Origin of the sequence: Chitinophaga solisilvae (genome assembly GCF_009928525.1) — a bacterium.
In the GTDB taxonomy this organism is placed as follows: Bacteria; Bacteroidota; Bacteroidia; order Chitinophagales; family Chitinophagaceae; genus Chitinophaga; species Chitinophaga solisilvae.
The window spans coordinates 728,889-753,683 of the sequence record NZ_JAABOK010000001.1; the positions used below are offsets into that span (position 1 = coordinate 728,889).

General features: G+C 48.4%; 18 protein-coding genes. 10 read left to right on the forward strand and 8 right to left on the reverse strand.

Going from position 1 to position 24,795, the window contains the following annotated elements; genetic code table 11:
- Nucleotides 1–376: 376 nt before the first annotated feature.
- On the forward strand, nt 377–2,962 hold the full coding sequence (gene gyrA, locus GWG06_RS02670; protein ID WP_160711120.1) for a DNA gyrase subunit A: 2,586 nt from the start codon (nt 377–379) through the stop codon (nt 2,960–2,962).
- Nucleotides 2,963–3,127: 165 nt separating this feature from the next.
- Nucleotides 3,128–4,381 carry a tetratricopeptide repeat protein gene (locus GWG06_RS02675; RefSeq protein ID WP_127044164.1) on the forward strand — a complete coding sequence of 418 codons (1,254 nt, stop codon included), beginning with the start codon at nt 3,128–3,130 and terminating at the stop codon, nt 4,379–4,381.
- 271 nt (nt 4,382–4,652) lie between these two features.
- Here the strand turns inward: GWG06_RS02675 and GWG06_RS02680 are convergent, their stop codons facing one another.
- From GWG06_RS02680 to GWG06_RS02690, 3 genes are all read right to left on the reverse strand, one after another.
- Entirely contained in the window at nt 4,653–4,841 is a 189-nt protein-coding gene (locus GWG06_RS02680; protein ID WP_160711122.1) for a hypothetical protein, read from the reverse strand.
- A gap of 268 nt (nt 4,842–5,109) precedes the next feature.
- Nucleotides 5,110–7,314, reverse strand: a complete 2,205-nt coding sequence (locus GWG06_RS02685) for a response regulator (RefSeq protein WP_160711124.1) — start codon at nt 7,312–7,314, stop codon at nt 5,110–5,112.
- Nucleotides 7,315–7,446: 132 nt separating this feature from the next.
- On the reverse strand, nt 7,447–8,142 hold the full coding sequence (locus tag GWG06_RS02690; protein WP_127042891.1) for a LytR/AlgR family response regulator transcription factor: 696 nt from the start codon (nt 8,140–8,142) through the stop codon (nt 7,447–7,449).
- Between the two features lie 104 nt (nt 8,143–8,246).
- On the opposite strand from GWG06_RS02690, the gene GWG06_RS02695 reads away from it, so the two are divergent.
- The 5 genes from GWG06_RS02695 (at nt 8,247) to GWG06_RS02710 (ending at nt 16,055) form a co-directional block, all read left to right on the forward strand.
- Nucleotides 8,247–8,558: a DUF6660 family protein gene (locus GWG06_RS02695; RefSeq protein WP_160711126.1), complete on the forward strand. Its 312-nt coding sequence runs from the start codon at nt 8,247–8,249 to the stop codon at nt 8,556–8,558.
- 97 nt (nt 8,559–8,655) lie between these two features.
- Nucleotides 8,656–11,787: an efflux RND transporter permease subunit gene (locus GWG06_RS02700; RefSeq protein WP_202182927.1), complete on the forward strand. Its 3,132-nt coding sequence runs from the start codon at nt 8,656–8,658 to the stop codon at nt 11,785–11,787.
- Nucleotides 11,784–13,016: a TolC family protein gene (locus GWG06_RS30425; RefSeq protein ID WP_202182928.1), complete on the forward strand. Its 1,233-nt coding sequence runs from the start codon at nt 11,784–11,786 to the stop codon at nt 13,014–13,016. The genes GWG06_RS02700 and GWG06_RS30425 overlap by 4 nt, the downstream gene beginning before the upstream one ends.
- Nucleotides 13,017–13,027: 11 nt before the next feature.
- Nucleotides 13,028–14,215 (forward strand): efflux RND transporter periplasmic adaptor subunit, encoded by a 1,188-nt coding sequence (locus GWG06_RS02705; RefSeq protein WP_160711128.1) that lies wholly within the window; start codon nt 13,028–13,030, stop codon nt 14,213–14,215.
- A 208-nt stretch (nt 14,216–14,423) separates the two neighbouring features.
- The gene (locus tag GWG06_RS02710) at nt 14,424–16,055 is read left to right on the forward strand and encodes a hypothetical protein (protein ID WP_160711130.1); all 1,632 of its coding nucleotides are present in this window, start codon (nt 14,424–14,426) and stop codon (nt 16,053–16,055) included.
- Between the two features lie 27 nt (nt 16,056–16,082).
- Here the strand turns inward: GWG06_RS02710 and nfi are convergent, their stop codons facing one another.
- Genes nfi through GWG06_RS02725 form a run of 3 tightly spaced genes read right to left on the reverse strand, consistent with a single transcriptional unit; the run spans nt 16,083 to nt 18,662 of the window.
- Nucleotides 16,083–16,772 carry a deoxyribonuclease V gene (nfi, locus tag GWG06_RS02715; RefSeq protein WP_202182929.1) on the reverse strand — a complete coding sequence of 230 codons (690 nt, stop codon included), beginning with the start codon at nt 16,770–16,772 and terminating at the stop codon, nt 16,083–16,085.
- 24 nt (nt 16,773–16,796) lie between these two features.
- The gene (locus GWG06_RS02720) at nt 16,797–17,996 is read right to left on the reverse strand and encodes a DUF763 domain-containing protein (protein ID WP_160711132.1); all 1,200 of its coding nucleotides are present in this window, start codon (nt 17,994–17,996) and stop codon (nt 16,797–16,799) included.
- Nucleotides 17,997–18,662, reverse strand: a complete 666-nt coding sequence (locus GWG06_RS02725) for an MgtC/SapB family protein (protein WP_127042901.1) — start codon at nt 18,660–18,662, stop codon at nt 17,997–17,999.
- A gap of 128 nt (nt 18,663–18,790) precedes the next feature.
- Between GWG06_RS02725 and GWG06_RS02730 the strand changes: the two genes are divergently transcribed.
- The 3 genes from GWG06_RS02730 (at nt 18,791) to GWG06_RS02740 (ending at nt 21,207) form a co-directional block, all read left to right on the forward strand.
- Nucleotides 18,791–18,988, forward strand: a complete 198-nt coding sequence (locus tag GWG06_RS02730; protein WP_148128204.1) for a hypothetical protein — start codon at nt 18,791–18,793, stop codon at nt 18,986–18,988.
- A gap of 74 nt (nt 18,989–19,062) precedes the next feature.
- The gene (locus tag GWG06_RS02735) at nt 19,063–19,314 is read left to right on the forward strand and encodes a hypothetical protein (protein WP_160711134.1); all 252 of its coding nucleotides are present in this window, start codon (nt 19,063–19,065) and stop codon (nt 19,312–19,314) included.
- Nucleotides 19,315–19,428: 114 nt separating this feature from the next.
- On the forward strand, nt 19,429–21,207 hold the full coding sequence (locus GWG06_RS02740) for an ABC transporter ATP-binding protein (protein WP_160711136.1): 1,779 nt from the start codon (nt 19,429–19,431) through the stop codon (nt 21,205–21,207).
- Nucleotides 21,208–21,339: 132 nt separating this feature from the next.
- Here GWG06_RS02740 and GWG06_RS02745 read toward each other — a convergent pair whose 3' ends face one another.
- On the reverse strand, nt 21,340–21,813 hold the full coding sequence (locus GWG06_RS02745; RefSeq protein WP_160711138.1) for an acyl-CoA thioesterase: 474 nt from the start codon (nt 21,811–21,813) through the stop codon (nt 21,340–21,342).
- A gap of 231 nt (nt 21,814–22,044) precedes the next feature.
- Nucleotides 22,045–24,549 (reverse strand): TonB-dependent receptor, encoded by a 2,505-nt coding sequence (locus tag GWG06_RS02750; RefSeq protein ID WP_160711140.1) that lies wholly within the window; start codon nt 24,547–24,549, stop codon nt 22,045–22,047.
- Nucleotides 24,550–24,795: the final 246 nt, after the last annotated feature.

Consider the following 24,795-nt stretch of genomic DNA (forward strand, 5'->3'; position numbering starts at 1 on the left):
ATAATACTTATGTTCGAATTTTAAGCAAAATTCGACGGGCGTGTTTCCTTAAAAATAATTTCCGTTAATTCGAAGTATTGATTATCAGCTGGTTAAAAACAAATAGTTTGCCAATATTTTAAATCTGATATATTTTCTTATTTATACATATTTTAGATAAAGTAAAATTAATCCTTTTACTACTATAACGCAGGAATCTTTAAAATGGTTGTTACCTATGTGTTAAAATAATCATATAATGATATTGCTATATCAGTGATAATAACTATGATGTTTTTATTCACATTTCTTCCTTTTTAGGCCGAAAATAGGGCTGAAATGGCTATATTTGCCCTTATCTGTTTTCAGCAGAAAAAACTGTAAATCAACACACAAAATGACAGAGCATACGGAAAATCAGCAGGAAGGGAGAATTGTCCAGATAAATATCGAGGAACAAATGAAAACGGCTTATATAGATTACTCTATGTCAGTAATCGTAGGCCGTGCCTTACCCGATGTGAGAGATGGCTTGAAGCCTGTACACCGCCGCGTTTTATTCGGTATGAACGAATTGGGCAACCACAGTAACAAACCCTATAAAAAATCTGCCCGTGTGGTGGGTGAAGTAATGGGTAAGTACCACCCGCACGGAGATGCCTCTATTTATGACACCATTGTGCGCCTGGCACAGCCCTGGAGTATGCGTTATCCCATGGTAGACGGTCAGGGTAACTTCGGTTCGGTGGACGGCGATATGCCCGCAGCGATGCGTTACACGGAGATCCGCCTGCAGCGTGTTGCGGAAGCTATGCTGGAAGACATCGAGAAAGAAACCGTAGACTTTACCAACAACTTCGATGATACCCTCGAAGAACCAACGGTACTGCCTACACGTATTCCCAACCTCCTCGTGAACGGTGCTTCCGGTATTGCGGTAGGTATGGCCACCAACATCATGCCGCACAACCTCAGCGAAGTGGTGGACGGAGCGATTGCCTATATCGATAACAGGGATATCACCATCGAAGAGCTGATAAAACATATCAAGGCGCCGGACTTCCCGACAGGTGGCGTTATTTACGGCTTTGAAGGCGTTAAGCAGGGCTTCGAAACCGGCAGGGGACGTGTAGTGGTGCGTGGCAAAATCAACGCGGAAACGGCTAAAAACGGCCGCGAAAGACTGGTGATATATGAGCTGCCTTACCAGATCAACAAGGCGGTACTGCACCAGAAGATTGCCCAGCTCGTGAATGACAAGATTATTGAAGGTATTACCGATGTCCGCGATGAGAGCGACCGCGAAGGTATGCGCCTGGTAATTGACCTCAAACGCGAGGCTATCTCCAATGTTATCATAAATCAGTTATTTAAATATTCCGAACTGCAGACTTCCTACGGTATCAATAACGTGGCGCTGGTGAAAGGCCGCCCGCGTATCCTGAACCTGAAGGACATGCTGGTGGAGTTCATCGACTTCCGTCACGAAGTGGTGGTAAGAAGAACCCGTTTCGATCTGCGTAAGGCGGAAGAAAAAGCGCATATCCTGGCAGGCTACCTGATAGCCCTGGATCACCTGGATGAAGTGATAGCACTGATCCGTGCCTCCACTACACCTGAAATTGCGAAAGACGGACTGATGTCCCAGTTCGGATTGTCTGAAGTTCAGTCTAAAGCCATACTGGAACTGCGTCTGCAGCGTCTGACAGGCATGGAGCGCGATAAGATCCGCGCAGAATATGATGAGATCATGAAACTCATCGCTTACCTGAAAGACGTACTCAATGATGAGGCTTTACGTATGAAGATCATCAAGGAGGAACTGGAAGAAGTGAAGAAAAAATTCGGTGACGAGCGTAAAACTGAAATCCAGTACCTCGCCAGCGAGATGAGAATAGAAGATATTATTGCAGAAGAAGATGTGGTGATCACCATCTCTCACCTGGGATATATCAAACGTACTTCTGCCTACGATTACCGTCAGCAGAAACGTGGCGGCCGCGGCGCCATCGGCGGCAAAACCCGTGATGAAGATTACATCGAGCACCTGTTTGTGGCCTCCACACACCACACGATGTTGTTCTTCACCGAAAAAGGCCGTTGCTACTGGCTGAAGGTATACGAAATACCGGAAGGAGAGAAGAGCGGTAAAGGACGCGCTATCCAGAACATGATTCAGCTCCCCGCTGATGATAAAATCCGCGCTATCATCGATATCAAGGATCTGGGCGATAAAGATTTTATCAACAATCACTATATTGTACTCTGCACCAAGAAAGGTATCATCAAGAAAACCCTGGTGGAAGAATTCTCCCGTCCGCGTCAGAACGGCGTAAATGCTATCACCATCAATGAAGGTGACCAGCTGCTCGAAGCCCGTCTGACTACCGGCGACAGCCAGATCATGATGGCCATCCAGAGCGGACGCGCCATCAGATTCCCTGAAGCAACCGTGCGCGACACCGGCCGCGGCGCCATCGGAGTAAGAGGTATCGAGGTAGACAGCGAGAACGATGAAGTTGTTGGTATGATTTGTGTTGACAAAGACGACGACAGCAAAACCATATTGGTGGTTTCTGAAAAAGGCTTCGGTAAACGTACCCATATCGAAGAATACCGTATCACCAACAGAGGTGGTAAAGGTGTGAAAACCATCAACATCACGGAGAAAACAGGTAGCCTCATCGCTATTCTGGACGTAACCGAGAAACATGATCTGATGATCACCTGTAAGTCCGGTATCACTATCCGTATGGCTGTAGCCGACATCCGTGAAGCAGGCCGTGCTACACAGGGTGTTCGCCTGATACGCCTGGATGATTCCGACGAAATCGCAGCAGTAGCCCGCCTGGACGAACAGGAGGAACTGGCTGAAGGCGAAGTAGCAGAAGGAGAAGAAAGTACTGCAGCACAGGGCGACGATGCGGCTGAAAATAATGAAGCCGGCGACAGCGCCACTGCACCTGAAGCGCCACAGGAATAATCAGCAAAAAATTTCAAACTCATCATGCGCCGGGCAGCAAACACCCGGCGCATGCCCGATAAAAAAGATCAGCCGGCTTTAGTGGTAACTATGATCCCGGTTGTATTGATTTTATTGGAGCACCATACTCTTATTGTAATCAGCAACTAAAAAAACTAAGAAGACATGAAAAAATTATTGGTATCTCTTCTCTTTTGCACCGCCGGTGTTTCGGTTATGGCTCAAAGGGCAAAAGTCAGCAGCGCAGATGAGAACCTGAAAAAGCAAGATCTGGAAAAAGCCAAAGCAGATATTGACGCAGCGTTACAGAACGACAAAACCAAGAACGACGCTAAAACCTGGCTCGTAAACGGTAAAATCCTCGAAGCTATGGGCACCAAACAAAAAAGTGCTCCCCTGGCAGTAGAAGCATACAACTCTTTCAAAAAGGCTCTGGAAATCGATCCTAAAATGAAAGAAGCGGTTCTGGAAATGAACAGCCCGCTGTTTAACGTATACGCTACTATCGCTAACGTAGGATATGGCTACCTGAACGAGCAGAAATGGGACTCTTCCCTGACCAACTTCAAACAGGCTTTTGAAGTGGCTGACTTCTACAACAGCAAAAACCTCGGAGGTTCCATCCCTACCGATACCGCCCTCACTTTCTACGTGGGCTACGCTGCTAACCAGGCCGGTAAAAAGGATGATGCTTTCACCTTCCTGAAAAAAGCTGCCGACCTGCAGTTCAAAGGCGAACCTGCACTGTACGTAGTGCTGGGCCAGCTGTATGAAGAAAAAGGCGACCAGGCTAACTGGCTGAAAACAATTGAACAAGGTAAAGCTTTATTCCCTAAGGATAAACGCTTCAACGATATGGAAATGGCTTTCTACAGCAAAACCGGTAAAACCAACGAATTACTGTCCATGCTGGAAAAGAAAATGCAGGATAACCCTAACGACGAAGCAGCTGTACTGGATTACGCTATCCGCGTAGACAACCTGGCTAATCCCCGCGATGAGAAAGGTAACGATGCTCCTAAACCGGCTAACTACGAAGAACTGATCGGTAAAGCAGAAGCAGCCTACAAAAAAGCTATCAGCATGAATGCTGAAGACGCTACAGCCAATTTCCAGCTGGGCGCGCTGTACTTCAACCGCGCAGTTGTTTTCAACAAACAACTGAATGAACTGGACAGCAAACAACAGACTTCTCCCAAAGCAAAAGAACTGCAGGGGAAAGTAGAAGGTCTGATGAACCAGGCATTACCTTTCTTCGAAAAAGCTGATGCCAGCTTCACCGCTAAAGCCAGCAGCCTCGAACCATCCGACAAACAGACTTACGAAAGCTGCCTGTACGCATTACAGAAAATCTACGCTATCAAAAACCAGACTGATAAAGTAGAAGCAGTGAAGAAAAAACTGGATGCACTGAAATAAGAATAGCTAATACATAATAGGAAGAAGTCCGCTGTCATGGCGGACTTCTTTTTTTTTAATTACGAATTACAAATTGCGAATTACGAATGCAGAAGCGAAGATTTAAACGGAGATTAAAGAGAATATTCTATTATAAATCTCCTTTAATCTCCATTTAAATCTTCGCTTCTGCATTCGTAATTCGCAATTTGTAATTCGTAATTTTTAAAAAAAACGGCGCCCCGGGAACATCATCCCCGGGGCGCCAACTCAAACGCTGTATGAATACAAATTAGGCTTTCTTAGCAGCAGGCTTTTCAGCTTTTTTAGGAGCAGCAGCTTTCTTTGTAGAGTCAGCAGCCGGAGCTTTAGCTTCAGTTTTAGCTTTTTCTTTTTTTGCTGGTTTAGCAGCAGGAGCTTGTGCAAAAGAAGCAGCAGAGATGCTCATTACTACTACAGCGGCGATCAGGCTTTTTTTCATGATGATTGTCTTTTTGAATGATTAAAAATTTCTGTTTCAGAATGTATAGTAAAATTAAGGCCTGACCACCATGAAGAAAGGGACGTTTCGGTGAACAAGGGATTACTGTCGTTGAAGAAGGCAAAATGATGGGTAGATTATGAATTGCGAATTACGAATTGCGAATTACGAATGAGGAGCGAAGATATAAGCGAGAAAGTAAATTCTTTATCCGCTTATATCTTCGCTCCTCATTCGTAATTCGCAATTCGCAATTCGCAATTCAAAGTCAAAGTATTATATCAATCGCTTCCTGTATAGCCTGTACACAAAGTTGTTTCAGGCTGTTGAACAGTTCAGCGCCCGTAATAGGGTGCCAGGTCTGTTCTTCGGCGTGTTCCAGCTGTTCCAGGATGGGGTAGAGATGTAGTTCGAGTCCGGCGAAGGAGACGGTTGTTTTGAGGTTATGTGCAGTGGCCCGGATGAGATCTATGTTGCCGGCCTGAATCGCTTGCTTCAGCAGGGAGAGGTCGTCCGGTAACTGGGCTACGAATTGTTGCAGCATATTCTTTTCGAAGGCTTTGTCACCTTTGGATAATTCTCTCAGATAGCGCAGATTAATCAGGTGCGGGGTGCCGTTTTCATGGCCATTATGCGGCAGGTAGGCTGCCATAGGCTCCCTGGCAGCTGATTTGCCCGTATATACCTGGATCGTCCGGTAAAGGGTGTCTTCGTCAATAGGCTTGGAGATGTATTCGTTCATACCCATTTGCAGGCACTTTTCTCTTTCGCCTTCCATGGCATGGGCTGTCATGGCTATGACGGGAATATTGGAGTGCAGGTCCTGCCGTATTTTTGTCACGGCGGAATAACCATCCATTTCGGGCATCTGTATGTCCATCAGCACCAGATCATAGGGGTGCTTTTCAAGCGCCTGTAGTGCTTCATGGCCATTATTGACGACTTTATACCGGAGCTTCCAGCTGCTGAGCAGGTGACGCAGCAGGTTCTGGTTAAGCTGATTGTCCTCTGCAACCAGCAGCCATATGTCAGGAGGTATAGGAGAAATTTCTGTTTCCGTGTAGCCGTTATCGTTAGTATCCGGATTGAATTCCCCGAGTGTGTACGGCAGCTCTGCCTTGAAGGTAGTGCCTGCGCCGGGTTTGCTCTCCACAGAGATAAATCCGTTCTGCAGCTCTATCAGTTGTTTAACAATGGTAAGACCCAGCCCGGTGCCGCCGTATTTGCGCGTGGTAGAGGCTTCGGCCTGGTTGAACCGGTCGAAGATGCTGTCCAGCTGAGCAGGTTCTATGCCAATGCCGGTGTCACTAACGGTGAACAATATACGAACGGCATTATCTTCTTCCCAGATTTTATCTACGTGAATGCTTACTCCGCCGCTAGCTGTGAATTTTATAGCGTTGCTGGTGAGGTTGACCAATACCTGTGTCAGCCGCATAACATCGCCGTAGAGCAGGTCCGGCACCTGGTCGTTGATAGTGATGCCCAGCAGCAGCTGTTTTTCTTCCGCTTTGGGATGGAACAGGGTATAGAGCGAATGCAGTACGCCACGCAGACTGAATGAGGTAGCCTCTATACGCATCATACCGGATTCTATCTTTGAGATGTCGAGAATGTCGTTGATGATTTCCAGCAGTGATTTACCGGCGGCAGATATGGCTGTAACATACTCTCTGGATTTATCGTTCAGGGGCTGCGTCTGCAGCAGATTGGTGAATCCCAGTACAGCATTCATGGGGGTCCGGATTTCATGGCTCATATTGGCCAGGAACTGGTCTTTCACAGAAGCCAGTTTCTTTTCCTGCTGCTGCGATTCATCCAGCGCTTCAATCAGCTGTTCCTGTTTATGTATGCGGCTGGTGATATACAGAAAGGCCAGCAAGCTGCTCAGGCACGCGAAAAATACCAGCACGGTGCCCCAGCTCTGGGCTTTTTGTCCGCTGGTATCAATCAGATGGGTAGTGCGGTTAATGGCCGTCTGCCTGGTGGTGTCCAGCTGATGAAGAATGCCGGTGATGGCTTCTCCCAACCGTTTCCCCTTCTGGTTGTTGATCATTTTTTCTGCCGCGCTTTTCCCCTTGCTGTAGAAGGTATCCAGCACCAGCAGATTAAAACTGTTCTTTTCATCTACCAGATAATTGAGCTGCGTGAGTAATTTTTCGGTACTGTCGTTCTTGACTATTTTATTGATTTCTTTGAGATCTGCCTTGATGACGGCTATTTCCGCTTCAATACCAGTGATGTGGGTGGTGTCCTGCGAGATGACGGCGCCGCGTACCTTGCTGTCGGTTTTGGCCATGCTGGTCTGCAGTTTCTGTATCTCGTTCTTTACGTTGAGTTCTTTTAACAGCTGCTCATTTCCGGAGATGAGAGAGCGTATATTTTTGGCGGAGTTAAACTGCAGCACTATAAATAACGTCATCCCTGCAATGAACAGGCCGAGTAGATAATATTTAATTCTTTTTGGCTGCATGACGGTTTGGTACATATAAACACTGATCCGGTAAACCCGGTTCAAAATACGATAATAAAGATCAGCGTACTTATTTTATTGTTCAACCGGCCATAGCTATCGGTCAAAATGGTAAAACAGTCGTTAAGGTTGTCAGAGCAGGTTTAATTTGCTGTTGAGGGCATTTTTATAGGTTTCGGCTACCGGGATCGCATTTTTTTGTATGATGATCTGGCCATCTTCTATACTTTCTATTTTATCCAGCGCCACAATATAGGAGCGATGCACCCGCATGAACCGTGTTGCCGGCAGCTTTTCTTCCAGGGCTTTGAGGGTGGTGTGGATGGCATGAAATTTCTGTGCGGTAAAAAGTTTCACATAATCGCCCATCGCTTCCATGAACAGGATATCTTCCGTGCGTATCCTTTTAAGGATGCCGTTATCACGGATGAATACAAATTCTGTATCCGATACCTGCAGTTCACGCAGGTTACTGTCAATGATTTCCCTGGCTTTTTCTACGGCCTGGATAAAGCGGGCAGGGTTGACCGGTTTAATCAGATAATCGGCTACGTTCAGCTCAAATGCTTCTACGGCGTAATCTTTATTGACGGTGGTGAAAATGATGACGGGACGTTTTTTGCCAAGGTTGCGTGTCAGTTCCAGGCCGCTCATACCGGGCATTTCTATATCGAGGAGCAGCAGGTCTATTTTTTCTTTCTGCAGAAGATTATATGCTTCCATGGCGCTGCTGCATTCCGCAGTTACCTGTAACTGGTCCACATGGCTGGCTAGTTGCTTCATGGCGGTTCTCGCCAGTTTGTTATCGTCTACGATCAGGCAGTTCATGCGGCTAATTTAGTAACAAATCATAATATACAATCAACTCGCCCGCAACGGCGATGCAGTTTTTGTTCTGCCGTATATGCATATTAATTTTTACATTTGTACACATGAAATGGCTGTTGTACATATTGAGCGCATATATACTGCTGCTGTCCTGCATTCCCTGCACGGACGCAGAAGGTTCCGCTTCGTACAGCAGTGCCGTGGTAGCCGATGCAGCTTCACACAACCATGAAACGCAGGCAGATTTCTGTTCTCCCTTATGCGTTTGCAGCTGCTGCAATGTACAGGTGACGCCAGGCATACCTTTCTTCTTCAGTTATCATCTTTCCAGGGTACCGGTATTATATCCTGTGTTACCCGATTCTCCTCTTCCTGCCGTAGCAGATAATATCTGGCAGCCTCCCCGGTTGGTATAACAGGTATTTACGGAAGTTTTTGCTATGAGTTTACTGTTGTGCTGTCCTACAGCATACCGGAAGCTTTAGTACCTATTTTATTACATATTGACCAATCATGCTGGATAAGATCATTCGTTTCTCGATCAGAAACAAGCTTATAGTAGGGATCCTCACGCTCGCCCTGATCGCGTGGGGCGTATTCTCACTCACACGGCTACCCGTAGATGCGGTGCCGGATATCACCAATAACCAGGTGCAGGTGATTACGCTATCACCTTCGCTGGCAGCGCAGGAAGTGGAGCGGCTGATTACCTTTCCTGTGGAACAAACAATGGCGGTTATTCCTGAGTTGAAGGAAATCCGTTCTATCTCCCGCTTCGGGTTGTCTGTCGTAACTATCGTCTTTCATGATGATGTTGATATTTACTGGGCACGGCAGCAGGTAAATGAAAAGCTGGGAGAAGCCAAATCCAATATCCCGCCGGGTATTGGTATGCCGGAGATGTCGCCCATTTCCAGCGGCCTGGGAGAAATTTACCAGTATGTAGTGCATCCGGCGAAGGGGTATGAAGAGAAATACAACACCCGTGAGCTGCGTACCATACAGGACTGGTATGTACGCCGTCAGCTGCTGGGTACGCCCGGTATTGCGGAGGTGAACAGTTTTGGCGGCCTGCTTAAACAATATGAGGTAGCGCTGAATCCGGATAAGCTGCGCAGCTATAACCTGAGTATTGCTGATGTTTTCAATGCACTGGAGAAGAATAATGAAAATACCGGCGGCGCTTATATCGACAAGAAGCCGAATGCCTGGTTTATCCGCAGCGAAGGGCTGATAGGAAATCTGGCGGACATTGAAAAAATAGTGGTGAAAAATATTCCCAGCGGTGTACCGGTGCTGATCCGCGACATTGCTACGGTGCAGATAGGTAACGCCAACCGTTACGGTGCGCTGACCCGCAATGCAGACGGAGAAGCAGTAGGTGGTATCGTGATGATGCTGAAGGGAAAGAATTCCAATGAAGTAGTGAAGGCGGTGAAGAGCCGCATTGACCAGATCCGCAAAACGTTGCCGGAAGGAGTCGTGATAGAACCTTTCCTCGACCGCAGCGAATTTGTGGGCAGAGCGGTGGGCACTGTAGAAAAGAACCTGATAGAAGGTGCGCTCATCGTAATATTTGTGCTGGTGCTGTTTCTCGGAAATATGCGCGCAGGGCTGATTGTAGCCTCTGTGATTCCGCTGGCGATGCTGTTTGCCATTGCCATGATGCAGCTGTTCGGTGTGTCGGGTAACCTGATGAGCCTGGGTGCTATTGACTTCGGATTGATAGTAGACGGTGCGGTGATCATCGTGGAAGCCACGCTGCATCACCTGACCGGCAGAAATAAAGGCAGCGGCATCCTGCGGCTGACGCAGCAGGAGATGGATGACGAAGTATATGATGCCGCCATTAAAATACGCAGCTCTGCAGCTTTCGGCGAAATCATCATCCTCATTGTATACCTGCCTATACTGGCGCTGGTGGGTATTGAAGGAAAGATGTTCCGTCCTATGGCGCAGACAGTTTCATTTGCTATCCTCGGTGCATTTATTTTATCGCTTACCTATGTGCCGATGATGTCCGCCCTGTTTCTGAACAAAAAGATTACGAACAAGGTAACGGTGGCAGACCGCATCATGAACTTCTTTCATCGTATATACGATCCCGTTATAAGAGCCTCATTGCGTGCAAAGGCGCTGGTGACGGGCATTGCTGTGGCCTTATTTGCCATTGCCCTCTTTTTATTCACCCGTATGGGCGGAGAGTTTATTCCAACACTGGAAGAAGGAGATTTCGCAGTGGAAACCAGGTTGCTCACCGGTAGCTCGCTGTCAGAAACCATTGATAAGGTGAGCCTGGCTTCTAAAATACTGATGAAACAATTCCCGGAAGTCAGGGAGGTGATCGGTAAGATCGGCGCCGCTGAAATTCCTACGGATCCGATGCCGATGGAAGCCTGTGACCTGACCATATTGCTGAAGCCAAGAAAGGAGTGGACCAGCGCCCGCAACCGGGAGGAGCTGGCCAACAAAATGCAGGAAGCGCTGGAAGCTATACCCGGCGTTACTTTCGGCTTTTCGCAACCGATCCAGCTGCGTTTCAACGAGCTGATCTCCGGCGTGCGCCAGGATGTAGGGATTAAAATTTTCGGAGAAGACCTGAACACGCTGGCTTCCCTGGCCCAGAAGATAGGCGCGATTGTGAGCCGCACCAACGGCGCACGTGACCTGTATGTAGAACAGATAGGCGGATTGCAGCAGATTGTAGTGTCCATAGACAGAGACAGGGTAGCGCAGTACGGACTGGATATCGCCACTGTGAACCAGGCTATCAATACGGCTTTTGCCGGACAAAGCGCGGGGCTGGTGTATGAAGGAGAGAAAAGATTTGACCTGGTAGTAAGACTGGATCAGCAGAGCCGGCAGGATATCCGCGATGTACAGCAGTTGTATATCACCACGCCTTCCGGCAATCAGGTACCGTTGCAGCAGCTGGCTAAAGTGGAAATGGCCACCGGGCCTAACCAGGTACAGCGCGAAGATGCCAAACGCCGTATTATTGTTGGTTTCAACGTGCGTGGTCGCGACATTGCCAGCGTTGTAAAAGATATTGAGGCCAGTATAGAAAAAGAGGTGAAGCTGCCCACCGGATATTTTATCCGTTACGGCGGTCAGTTTGAGAACCTGAAGGAAGCCAATGCGCGGTTGTCGATTGCCGTACCGGTGGCGTTGCTGCTCATCTTCGCCTTACTGTATTTCACCTTCAGTTCTGTCAAGCAGTCACTGCTCATCTTTACCGCTATTCCTATGGCTGCTATCGGAGGTGTATTTGCCCTGTTGCTGAGAGGTATGCCTTTCAGTATATCCGCCGGCGTTGGGTTCATTGCCTTGTTCGGAGTGGCCGTGCTGAACGGAATTGTGCTGATAGGAGAGTTTAACAGGTTGAAGAAAGATGGATTGACAAACCTGAACGAAATCATATTGCAGGGCACTGCCACCCGTCTGCGCCCCGTGCTGATGACTGCCATGGTGGCGTCTCTCGGCTTCCTGCCGATGGCGCTGGCTACCAGCGCAGGTGCAGAAGTACAACGCCCGCTGGCCACGGTGGTCATCGGCGGCCTGGTCACCTCCACATTATTAACGTTGCTGGTGTTGCCTTGTCTGTATATCTATTTTGAAAACGGGCTTAAAAAAAGAAGATCATGAACATCCGGATTATATTACTGACGCTGCTGTTCCCGGCTATGGCCGGCGCGCAGACCCTGACCATGGAGCAGGCCGTGCAGCTGGCGTTGCAACAGAATAAAGGACTGAAATCCGCAGATGCATCTGTGTCCTATTACAGGGACCTGGTGCGTACCAGCGGCGAAGTGGCAAAAACAGATGTGTCATTGCAGTACGGGCAGACGAATAGTTATGCCAGGAATGACAATAACTTCAGTATCTCGCAGACCATTCCGTTTCCTACGGTATTCGGCGCGAGAAAGCAGCTGAATGAAGCACAGGTGAAGCGTGCCACCTGGCAGAAAGCCTCCACCAAAAATGAGCTGGTGTACCAGGTAAAACAGGTATATACACAGCTGCTGTATCTCTATGAGCTGCGTACTTTGCTGGCACGCCAGGATAGCCTGTTTACCAACTTCTCCCGCGCAGCGGGCCTGCGTTACAAAACAGGAGAAAGCCGGCTGGTAGAAAAAACAGCCGCAGAAGGAAGAATGCAGGAAGTGAGAAACCAGCAAAGACAGAACGAAGCTGATATAACCATCAGCCTGGCGCAGCTGCAGGCCCTGCTGGGCGGCAGTGAGCCTGTACAGATAGCCATCTCCGGAATTCCGGAAGCCAGCCTTTCACCATTGTCAGATTCAGCAGCCATTGCTGATAACCCCCAGTTACAATTCGCCCGGCAGCAGATCGTCATTGCAGAAAAGCAGAAGAAAGTATACAGCGCAGGTATCTTACCGGATATCACCGTAGGATATGTCAACCAGTCGCTCATCGGTAACCCGCTCAATGCATCAGGGATGCCGCTGGCTACGGGTACTAACCGCTTTCAGAGCTTCCAGCTGGGGCTGGCCGTACCGCTGTGGATGGGGCCCATGAAGGCTCGCGTAAAGGCAGAAGCACGGCAGCAGCAGGCGGCAGGTCTCAGCTATGATAATAGCCGTATACAGCTGCAAAGTCTTTATCAGCAGGCCGTTCAGCAGTTTACTAAATTCCGTAACAGCCTGGATTACTATACCGCCACCGCCATGCCGAATGCGGACCTGCTGCTGCAGCAAACCGTGAAATCTTTTACCAGCGGGGATATTGGCTATATAGAATATTTTGTAAACCTTGAAAATGTCATGACTATCAGACAGGGATATCTGCGCACACGCAATGATATTAAACAGGCTGAATTATATATCGGCTTCCTGACCGGGCAACAAATCTAAAAACCACCATTATGAAACAGAGCAGATTTAATATATACGTTACCGTTATACTGGTGTCAGGGGCTCTGGCATTGAGTTCCTGCGGAGGTAAGAAAACAGCGGCCGGTAATACAGAAGAAGCCGGCGAACATGCGCATGAAGATTCCGCTAACGTGGTAACCCTTACTGCCGCACAATTCCAGACAGCGGGTATCACCTTTGGTAAGCCGGAGCCCCGGCAGATCAGCAGCGCCATCAAAGTCAACGGGTTCCTGGATGTACCGCCGCAGCAGCAGGTAAGCATTTCAGTACCGATGGGCGGATTTATCAAACAGACCACCATGCTGCAAGGTATGCCTGTTAAAAAAGGACAGGTACTGGCAGTGCTGGAAAACCTGGACTATATTCAGTTACAGCAGGATTACCTGGAAGTGCGCAGCCAGCTGGAATATGCTTCCACAGAGTATGAACGCCAGCAGGAACTGTCGCGCGAAAATGTGAACGCCCTGAAAACAGTACAGCAGGCCAAATCCTCCTGGCAGTCGCTGCAGGCCAGGGAAAAAGGCCTGAAGGAAAAACTGGGCCTGCTCAACATTAACATCGCTTCCCTGGAGAAAGGAAATATCCAGCGCACTGTCAACATCTATGCACCTATCAGCGGGTACATTACGCAGGTGAATGTGAACCTGGGACAGTTTGTGAATCCGGCCGACATCCTTTTCAGAATTGTGAATACAGAACACCTGCATGCAGAGCTGACTGTTTTTGAAAAAGACGTCGCCCGGCTGAAAATAGGCCAGCCTGTCAGGTTTACGCTGGCCAATGAAAGCGTGCAGCGTACCGCTACCGTACACCTGATAGGCCGTGAAATCAGCCCGGAACGTACGGTACGCGTACACTGCCACCTGGATAAAGAAGATACGCAGCTGCTGCCGGGTACCTACCTGCAGGCCATCATAGAAGCCGGAGCAGCCAATGTTCCCGCTCTGCCGGATGCCGCCGTGGTAAGCTTCGAGAATAAATACTATGTCTTCACCAAATCAGCCTCCACAGACAGTACCCATCATTTCAGCATGCTGGAAGTACAGAAAGGTAACAGTGAACAGGGATATACAGAGGTCACCTTCCCGAAGAATACCGTACCGGATAATATAGTCGTGAAAGGTGCATACGATCTCCTGGCTAAGATGAAGAACAGCGAAGAACACGAAGGCCACTAGGTATTTGGTTATTTTTTTATTTTTTTATTTGGTTATTTGATTGATGGATATTGGAATTTTTTGATTGATAAATGGGGTAGATTGCCCGGAGAAATTGTCAGTATTATAAATCAAGAATTCCGGTATCTGTCAGTCAAATAATTAAATAATCAAATAAGTAAATTGAATAATACATATATTTGGAATTAATAATTAATAATCCCTGATAATGTATTATTTGAGACTGGCTGTTTTATGGATACTCGGGCTGTTGCCGGTATCGGTTGTGCTGGCGCAGGTGCCGGTTGTGACGCTGAGTGAGGCTTTTGATGAGCCGCAGGATGGATGGGATAAGCTGCTGCAGCTGCGTAACGGGAATACGGTTTATCTGCATTTTTCAAAACGGGCAGGGTTGCGCAGTACAGTGTATAACCTGCAGCGGAAGCAGGTAGCCACGGATAGTATTGTGACGGCAATATGGAATCCGGCAGATCTGGAATCAACGGAGATAGACGGGATTTATGAGATAGGAGGACAGCCGGTAATTTTTTTGCAGCAGATTATCCGAGATATCCCGGTATTAATCAGGCTGGTACTGGATTCGCAGACAGGCAGGCTGCTGCGGGAAGACAAACTGGGAGAACTGCCTTCCATACAGCACCGGAGTGTAGTAGTGCAGGATAACCTGGCAACCCATGATTGTTTTGTAGAGAAAGATGCCCGCAGCGATTATTATGCAGTAGCCTTTTTCTCCGGGGCGGAAATACAACGTAATGACAGTATCCGCGACCGCATCCAGGTACTGCATTTCTCCCCGGAACATAAACTGGTGAATAAAGGGAGGTATTATCTTGCTGATACTTCGTACAGCTATTTCAGTTATGTACATATGTCCGTGCAGGACCATGAAAAAGTATATATCACCACCGTAGGTTTTAATGATAAAAAGAAGACAGGCGTGCCTGCTTCCAAAGTATTGTTTTCCATGCTGTCGCCGGATTCGGCTTCCTTTACGCACCGCGGACTGGACTATACCGCCGGTTACAGCGGGGTAAGCGGTTATATGCAGGCGGTACCCATGAAATCAGAAGTACGGCTGTTGCTGTTTGCGCCCTCTGAAAAAACAGATGGTAACAATGGCATTATGATGAATACGCTGATGACATCATCGGGAAAACTGCGGAAGCATCACCCGTTGTATTTCCCAGAACTGTCAAAGAATGTACAATGGAACCTGAAGTATAAGGATGATTATAAAGGCGCTCCGCAGCGGCTGCTGCTCAATGTAGACGGCAGCTGCACACTGCTGCTGGAAACGCTGACACGCTTTAAACAGGGGAATACCCAGATCAATAAGTATCATACCAATATGGGAGATATTGGTATCGCCCTGCTGGATACGGCTGGCCGTGAAGATATGACCATGGCGGTTTCAAAGCTGCAGAGCATTACCGGCGTATGCGAGGCATTTTCCCTGCACCGGCGTGCAAAAAGCGAATGGGCATTCCGTAATAAAATCGCTGCACTGAATACCAATACCTATCTTTCCTACGATTATGTAGCTACTCCGGATGCCAACTTCGTGCTGTTCAATGACTATCTGCAATACCTCGACGGAGGCGGACAGGAGAAAACACGTAAGCCGCTGAAATACGCCGCTGACGCCAATTTTGTGTGCTACCGCTTTTATGGAGGCAAAATGGAACGGCTGTTTATTTTCGGACAACCGGAAGTAAAGAAAGGATTTTACTGCATGATGGGAGCAGCAGCCTATGATGAATCTACCCACGTTTACGCGACCATTATGCTCAGCAGAACAGAGAAAGAAAAGGTGGCCCGGATTGCCTGGATTAAGTTTTAACTATTTTGCGTATAGCCATCCCCGTTATTATGCAGGTGTGTAGCCGGCAGTGAGTGTACCCAGGCGGAACTGGTTCACGGCATTGTGTGCCAGTCTTGTCGGCTCCGGCAGCCGGTAACGCTGCACACAGGCTGTAATCAGCTCCCTGCTGCCATCTACGTCCATCAGGTGACCGGGCGATACAAAAACAGGCTTTACATTAGGCTTGCTGCGCAATACATTTCCCAGTATGTTTCCCTGTTTATCTTTTAACGGCGTATAGTCGAAACGGTTATTACCGGGTTCCTCATAGTAGCCGAAGAGTTTCTTTTTGGCGCTGCCAACCGTCGGGTGATTCACCATCACCCCGAAATGACTGGCGATGCCCATGCGGCGCGGATGCGCAATACCGTGGCCATCTACTACGAGTACATCCGGGAGCTGTGGCAGTTGCTGCCAGGCATCCAGCAGGGCGGGCACTTCGCGGAAAGCCAGAAAGCCCGGCACATAAGGGAATGTTACTTCCTTTTCTACGAGGCTGTAGCCCACAGGCGTAAGCTCCGGAAATTTCAGCAGCACAATACCGGCATATACGGTGGTGCTGAATTTATTAAAGGAGATGTCTGCACCGGCTATCAGCCTGATATTTCCCTGGTAAGGGGCTGTAATCACTTTTTCTTTTAATTCCTTCTGCAATATGGTAGCTTCCGGAACACTCAGTTCATTGTAGTTTATCATGGTAGCCGTGGTTAATGTATCTGGTTAGAAGAGGGAGAGCTGGTCGCCGCTTTTAGGTGGGGCCGCTTTCCCGAAAACTGTTCTGCCGCCGTATTTCCAGGAGTCTTGTCTTTCTCTGGCAATGACTTTATCGAAATTGGCGTTTGGCTCAAAATCTTTTTCCAGCTGCTGTGCCATCACCGCCAGTTTGCGGATGGCGTCCTGTTTATCTGACTGCCCGATCTTAGCCTTGTGTAAGGCATCGCGCAGGGTGTCAATCGTCTCATCATAAATCCTGACAGGCACAGGAAAAGGATGGCCGTCCTTACCGCCGTGTGCAAAGGAAAAGCGGGCCGGGTCTTCAAAGCGGGAAGGAGTGCCGTGGATCACTTCACTCACCAGGGTAAGTGATTGCAGGGTCCTGGGGCCAACGCCTTCCAGCATAAGCAGGGAATCGAAATCTGCCGGACGGGTATCATGTGCCAGCGCCAGCACGGCCCCTAGTCTTTTCAGGTTCACATTTTCTGCGCGCACATCATGATGGGAAGGCATGACCAGGTTACGTATCTCCGGGAGCAGGTGGGCGGGCTTTTCCTGCAGCAGTTGCAGGATCCCGCCTTTCGTGGCTGCGGCCTGTGTGGCGGTCAGGTTCAGGATGAGTCCCTGGTTGCGTCCGTAAATAAAAGTATGCGGTGATTCCGTATAGGACTGGAAGGCGGAAGAATGCCAGTGGTAGCGGCGCGCCATGCTGTCAGCATCGTTCATGCCCTGCTGTACTACTGCCCATTCGCCTTCGTCAGAGAGGATGAAGGAGTGCAGGTACAGCTGAAATCCATCCTGTATGGCGGTGTTGTCTACTTTAGCGGTGAGTTTGCTGCTGTGTACCAGCTGATCTCCGGGCAGCCCGGTTTTTTCCGCGATGGCCATCAGTTCTGCCGGCGTCTGCCGGCTGTGGCGGCCTTTACCGCCACAGATATAAATACCCAGTTCTTTCGATCTCGGGTTAACGGCCTTCTTCAGTGCGCCCATCACGCTGGTGGTAATACCGGAAGAGTGCCAGTCCATTCCCAGTACGCAGCCCAGGGCCTGGAACCAGCAGGGGTCGCTGAGCCGCCTGATGACTTCTCCTTTTCCATAATCCGTCACAATGGCCTCCACAATAGCGCCGCCGAGCAGGCTCATTCGCTTTGCCAGCCATGGTGGCACATGGCCGTAGTGCAGAGGCATATCAGCATAAGAAGGCATCTATATCGGGTTATTTTGTACTTCAAACTGTGAAATGTTTTTATTCTGTAGCAAAAATTCATCTAATTGTTCCATTTTGCTACGGTGTCCACGAACTGCGTAATTGACTTCTATCATATTTTCCTTCCGCACAATCATCATCATGTTAAAAATAAGGCCAAATGTATTGAGCGTATGTTCCATGTCCACGTGCGGAAATCTGTCTTCATAAAAGAAGATCGTGTAAATACGTTTATCATTTGTCCGGGCTATTCTTCTTTCAAGGAACTCCAGTAGTATCAATACCACCAAAGTGCCTGCCATTGCGCATACTGCCAGCATATACTGGCTCATGCCGATCGCCATGCCAATAGCTGCGGCCATCCAGATGGAAGCGGCGGTAGTAATGCCATCTATGGTAAAATCATTTTTGAAGATGACTCCTGCGCCGATGAAACCTACGCCGGTAAGGATATTGGAGGCGATACGGTCCGGACTGTTGGGATAGCCGATTTCTGCGGACAGGATGGTGAATACGGCGCTGCTCATACAGATGAGCGTCATGGTGCGCATCCCGGCAGGCTTGCGTTTATACTCCCTTTCCAGTCCCAGTATGGCGCCTATGACCAGTGCTATCAGCAGTTTCAGCAGTTGATCTTCCTCTATGATCTGTTGAATGTGTTTCATATGAAGAGAAATATGGTTACAAATGTAAGGGTTGGCACAATTCTTTGGATAGGGATTTCAAGGATATAGTGATAAAACTTTCCCATTAAATCAATGTTATGTCTGAAACCAGCTCTAATCAGTTTTATATGAAACCCTTCATCTACAAATGCTGTATGGTGGTGTGTCTGGCAGGTATGCTGAGCATCCTGCTGTTTGCCTGTAACAGTTCCCGGGAAGCAAGCCGCGAGGCCGATTCTGCGGCTACAACTATACCAAAGGTAGACAGCACCAGCACGATACCCGTAGATACCAATGCCACCAAACCAGACAGCACCCGCCGGTGATACTTTCTGCATAAAGGAGAAGATTTGTTAACCGTTAAGCGGAACTGTTTACTTCACCTTTAAAACTCCGTATTATGAAAGTATCACACATGCTCCTTGCAGCAGGCTTATTGACGGGCATTGCTACCGCATGCGGTAACGCCGCCCGGCAAGACCAGGATTCGACCGGTATTAATAACAGCAACATGGATACCGCCGCTATCCTGCCAGACACGGTTCCGGCTGCGCAGACACCGCCGGGCGCCATTAACCCGGGCGAGGATTCAGCCAGATATGGTACCGGCGCGGGCGATTCTACAAAAAATACATCCCCCAGGAGGCCATAAGCCAACGATCAAACCAATTGCCTTACTACAGATAAAAAATATTTATCTGTAGTAAGGCGTTTTTACAATATATTGCCTGTCTGCTCGTCTCCCCATTATAAAGATAAATTTTCGATGCATACAGAGAATAGTGTAAAACCTGAACCCAAACCGGCCATGAAGTGGGCCTCCCTGAAGAAAACATTCCGTCTTTTCCGTTATGTAAAACCGTATTGGGCCGAATTTGCCCTGGGAATGGTTTTCCTGCTGGTGTCCAGCCTGGCTGGCCTGGCCTTCCCCAAGCTGCTGGGAAATCTGGTAGATCCCAAAAGCAGCACCGACCTGATCCAGGGGTTGAATAAAGCCGGGGTGATGCTGCTCTGCGTATTGATAGGTCAGTCCATCTTTTCCTTTTTCAGAATTGTACTTTTTGTCAATGTAACCGAGAAAACGCTGGCAGCGTTACGGCAGACGATCTACGGCCACCTGATAAAACTGCCCATGAAATTTTTCCTTGAAAGAAGGGTGGGAGAACTGAGCAGCCGTATATCTTCTGACATATCCCTGTTACAGGAAACGTTTACTACCACACTGGCAGAATTCATTCGTCAGATGGTGATTATTATAGGCGGTATTATCATCCTGCTGATTACTTCCTGGAAGCTGACAGCCTTCATGCTGGCCATTCTTCCGCTGATGATGATTGTTGCGGTAGTCTTTGGGAAATTTATCCGCAAGTTTTCAAAACAGGTACAGGAGCAGGTGGCCGCCGCCAATACGGTAGTGGAAGAAACGCTACAGGGCATCCTCAATGTGAAGGCGTTTGCCAACGAATTTTTTGAAATAGCAAGATACCGTCAACGCACCAACGAAGCTGCGAGGATAGGAATGAAGGGCGGAAAATTCCGCGGCGCATTTTCTTCCTTTATCATCATGGGTATCTTCGGCGCGCTGGTAGCGGTTATCTGGAGAGGCGTATCCATGGGGCTGAGTACTCCTGAGTTGTTATCCTTTGTGTTGTATTCCGTGTTCATAGGCGGCTCCATTGCCGGCCTGGCAGAAGTATATACTAACCTGCAACGCAGTATCGGCGCCACAGAGCACCTGCTGGAAATACTGGATGAACAGGAAGAAGAGATCACACCAGTAACTGCTATTGCACCGGAAGATCAGCTGGATGGGCAGATCAGCTTCCATAATGTGACTTTTCATTATCCTACCCGGCCGGACCTGACTATTATGAAAGATATCTCCTTCGAGGTTTCCGCGGATCAGAAGGTGGCGCTGGTAGGTCCCAGCGGCGCAGGAAAAAGTACTATCGTATCGCTGCTGCTGCGCCTGTATGATCCGGTTTCCGGCAATATCTCCTTCGATGGCCGCACCGGCAGCAGTATTCCGTTATCGGTGCTCCGCTCACAAATGGCCGTAGTACCGCAGGACGTATTTCTTTTCGGGGGCACCATCCGTGAGAATATTGCGTATGGCCGTCCCGGAGCCGACGATGCTGCCATCGAAGCCGCTGCGCGGCAGGCCAATGCCTGGGAATTTATTCAGCGCTTCCCGAATGGCCTGGATACCGTTGTAGGAGAAAGAGGTATTCAGCTTTCCGGTGGCCAGCGTCAGCGTATTGCCATCGCCAGGGCCGTACTTAAAAATCCCCGCATCCTCATTCTCGACGAGGCCACTTCCGCCCTGGACGCAGAATCAGAAAAACTCGTACAGGATGCCCTGGACAAACTCATGGAAGGACGTACCTCCATCGTGATTGCCCACCGCCTCGCCACCATCCGCCAGGCCGATAAAATCATCGTACTGGACAAAGGCTCCATCGTCGAAGAAGGCACCCACACCCAACTAATCACCGTAGATGGCGGATTGTATAAGATGCTGAGTGAAATGCAGTTCACGAATTAATTTTATTATTTTATTATTTGAGATTTGGTTATTTAAAATGCAGCGGAGACATAAGCGAAAATCAACAGTAATTTCCGCTTATGTCTCCGCTGCATTTTAAATAACCAAATCTCAAATAATAAAATAACAAAATTACATATAGGGTTTCATCTCCTCGTCAATATCCTTTCGCAGGTCCATTAACTTTTTGGCGTAGTTCTCCATATTGATTTCGCTGGTAGTGCGGGGTGTCCATTTGGGTACCTGTATGGTTTTACCACTGTCATCTACGGCGGCGAAAACCATTACACAGTGAGTGGTTTTTTGTTTCTGCTGTTGCCGTGGGTTACCTGCAAACACATCTATGGAAATATGCATGCTGGTATTGCCGGTATAGATAATGGTAGCATTGATTTCCACGAGGTCGCCGATGGCAATGGGTTTGAAGAAACGGATGCCACCCACGTAAACGGTTACTGCATATTGGCCGCTCCAGTTGGCGGCGCAGGTGTAACCTGCCTGGTCTATCCATTTCATAACGGAGCCGCCATGCACCTTTCCGCCAAAATTAACATCAGAGGGTTCTGCGAGAAACCGCAGCGTGATAGTATGATATATAGAGTCCATACAACGAATGTACTGATTTGAGATTTGATTATTTTTTTATTTGAGATTTGTATCCCATAAGCACCTGCGGGGAATATTTAAACACTTCACCGGCACATTTTGTTACGCTATTCCTGAACAATCAGGCATTCCGGTTTAAGAGAAAAATTATAACCCAAAAAGAAGCCCTCCGGTTTATCCGGAGGGCTTCTTGATGAGATATAAAATCTCAGATAAAAAAATAACTAAATTCTACTCTCTGTCGCCGCCCATTTCCTGACCATTGTCTTTGTTGGAGCGGTTATTTTTTCTTTTGAACAGGTTGGTATCCATTTTACCAAAACGCCAGGTAGCGTTGAGGCGCAGCTCGCGGGTCAGGCGCTTGCGGTAGTTTTCCTGTTCGGAGAAGGCGGTGGTGGTATAGCTCAGGTTACGGTCTGAATTGAATATATCGTTCAGAGTAAGAGAGATGGACAGTGCTTTATTCTTCAGCATATCTTTCTTCAGGCCGGCATCGATAGAGTACTGCGGCTTTCTTTCACCCTGAGGTAATATCTGTCTGGATTCATATTCGCCGGCTATCTGCAGGGTCAGATTCCAGGGAAGTTTAGTGTTGCTGTTGATTTTACCGAACCAGGTGAAGCCCTGGTTGGTCAGGTTGTTACCCTGACTGCTGGCGTTGATTTTTGTCTGCGCCAGGTTGAAGTTACCGGTGATATCCCATGTTTTGGTAAGCTGACTTCTGATCGTTATCTCCGCGCCATAGGAGTTGCGGGTGCTGGCATTGATGGGATAGGAGAGTACTACCCGCTGGGCCTGTCCGTTCAGGGTAAGGGTGGTATCTACATAGAAATCAGTGATGGCATTATCTGTATTGCGGTAATACAGCGATACCAGCACATTATGCTTGTGTTGAATATCTTTCAGGTAAGACAGCTCAAAGGAGTTGGTGAATTCCGGCTTCAGGTCAGGATTACCGCGGCTGGCGCTTTGTCCGCTGTATTCGATGGTAGGCAGCAGGTCACGGAACCATGGACGGCGGATGCGGCGGCTGTAATTCAGCTGCAGCTCATGATCACCTTTTAATTTCTGCGACAGGAAAACGCTGGGAAAGAGACTGATCGGATAATTGATCTTATAGGATTCTTTCCGGCCCAGGCGTGTTTCGCCGGTGTAGTTAGACTGCTCCGCTCTCAGCCCCACCTGGTAGCCGAAGTTATTTTTGGCGCCGGTATAGCTGGCGTAGGCAGCGTTGATCTGTTCCTGGTAGTGGTAGTTGTTGGACAGGGCTGAATCCAGTGTGAAATCACCGGAAGGAAAGTTCTGTCCGAATGTACTGGTGAAATTATCAAAGGTGCGTGTGTTAGTACGCAGACCCGCCTCCAGTTTTGATGTTTCAGAGAACGGCCTGACGTAATCCACCTGGCCTGTAAGGTAAACTGTTTTTCCATCACCGTATCCGTAGCGGTTTTGCGGTTGTTTCGGTGTGTTGATCGGATTGCCTTTCAGGTCAAAATACTGCAGGGAAAAGTTGGAGCTGTTATCGCCGGTGGCGTAGTTATAGGTGAAGTCGGCGGTCAGTTCTTCCCCTTCTTTGGCGAAGGTGTGTTTATATCCCAGCTGCGTGGTGTAGTTGCGGAACCCGTTTTTCGTATTGTCGATACCGGTACCATAGCGAACCCTGTTCAGCTGCATATCGGATTCGTTTACCGTCTGGTCATTATACCTGTTGAAGTTACCACCGGTAATATTTTCGGAGATGGTGATAGTATTGCGGTTATCGATGAACCAGTCGAAACCGATGCGGCCTGTCTGGAACTTGCGGTAGAAGTCTCCGTCCTGCAGCTGTTCCATGTAGGTGGTGGTATCAGCACCGATATTTTTCCTGAACAGGCGGCTGGTCATCGGGGATCTGCGGTCGCGGATATTATAGTTGATGAAGAAGTTGAATTTCTCCTGGCGCAGGTTGAAGTCTATGCCGCCATTGGTACTTCCGAGGGAAGTGATGCCGGCGCTGATTAGTCCGTTGATACCTGCTTTTTTATTTTTCTTGAGTACGATGTTGAGGATACCGCTCATGCCTTCCGCATCGTATTTGGCGGAGGGGTTGGTCACTACTTCGATGTTGGCGATAGCGTCTGCAGGTATCTGGTCCAGCGTGAGGGTAGAAGGGCGGCCGTCGATGAAGATGGTCGGCGTACCATTACGTACAGACACGTTCCCGTCGATGTCCACGTTTACGGAGGGCACCTGTTTCAACACGTCTGTAGCTGTACCGCCGATGCTGGCGAGGTTTTTCTCTACATTGAAAACGCGTTTATCTATGGCCATGGAGAACGCGGGTTTTTCTCCCACCACATTCACGGCCGCGAGTGATTTAACATTCGCCTTCAGTTTGATGTTGCCGGCATCCAGGCTGTTGCTTTTAGCAGTAATGGCTACGGGTTTGAAGAATACTTCATAACCGATGAAGTTGATTTTAAGGATGTACTTACCCAGGGAAATATGTTCGAAGTTGAAGTCCCCGTTAGGTTTGGATAGCATCCCTGTCATAACGGATGAATCCGGCCGGAGCAAGGCCACAGATGCATATTCCACAGGTTTGCCCGTTTGGTTGTCCAGCAGTTTTCCATAAATTGTTCCGGTAGTGTTAGCATGTCCGTTTCCGTTTGCGTTTTCGCCTGGATGTTGCTGAGCCGTCAGGCCCAGATTAAACAAAAGCATCCAGCCGGTTAGCAGCAATACAATTTTTCTCATAATTTCTGTTACTAGCTTCCTTCAATTAATAGCAATCGTAAAATTAGTTTTATTGCAGGAAGAATGTACCTTTTTTAGGATGAAAGGCATAGCAGAACCCTTTACAGATATGTGTTTTAAATATGGGATTGTTTGTAAGTATTGCTGGTGGCTTGTTGACAGAATGTGTGCCTTCAGAAATGCTAGTGTTAATTAGTGTTAATGCCTGAGCAGAATGAAACGCTACCGGTTTCAGCGGCAGCATGA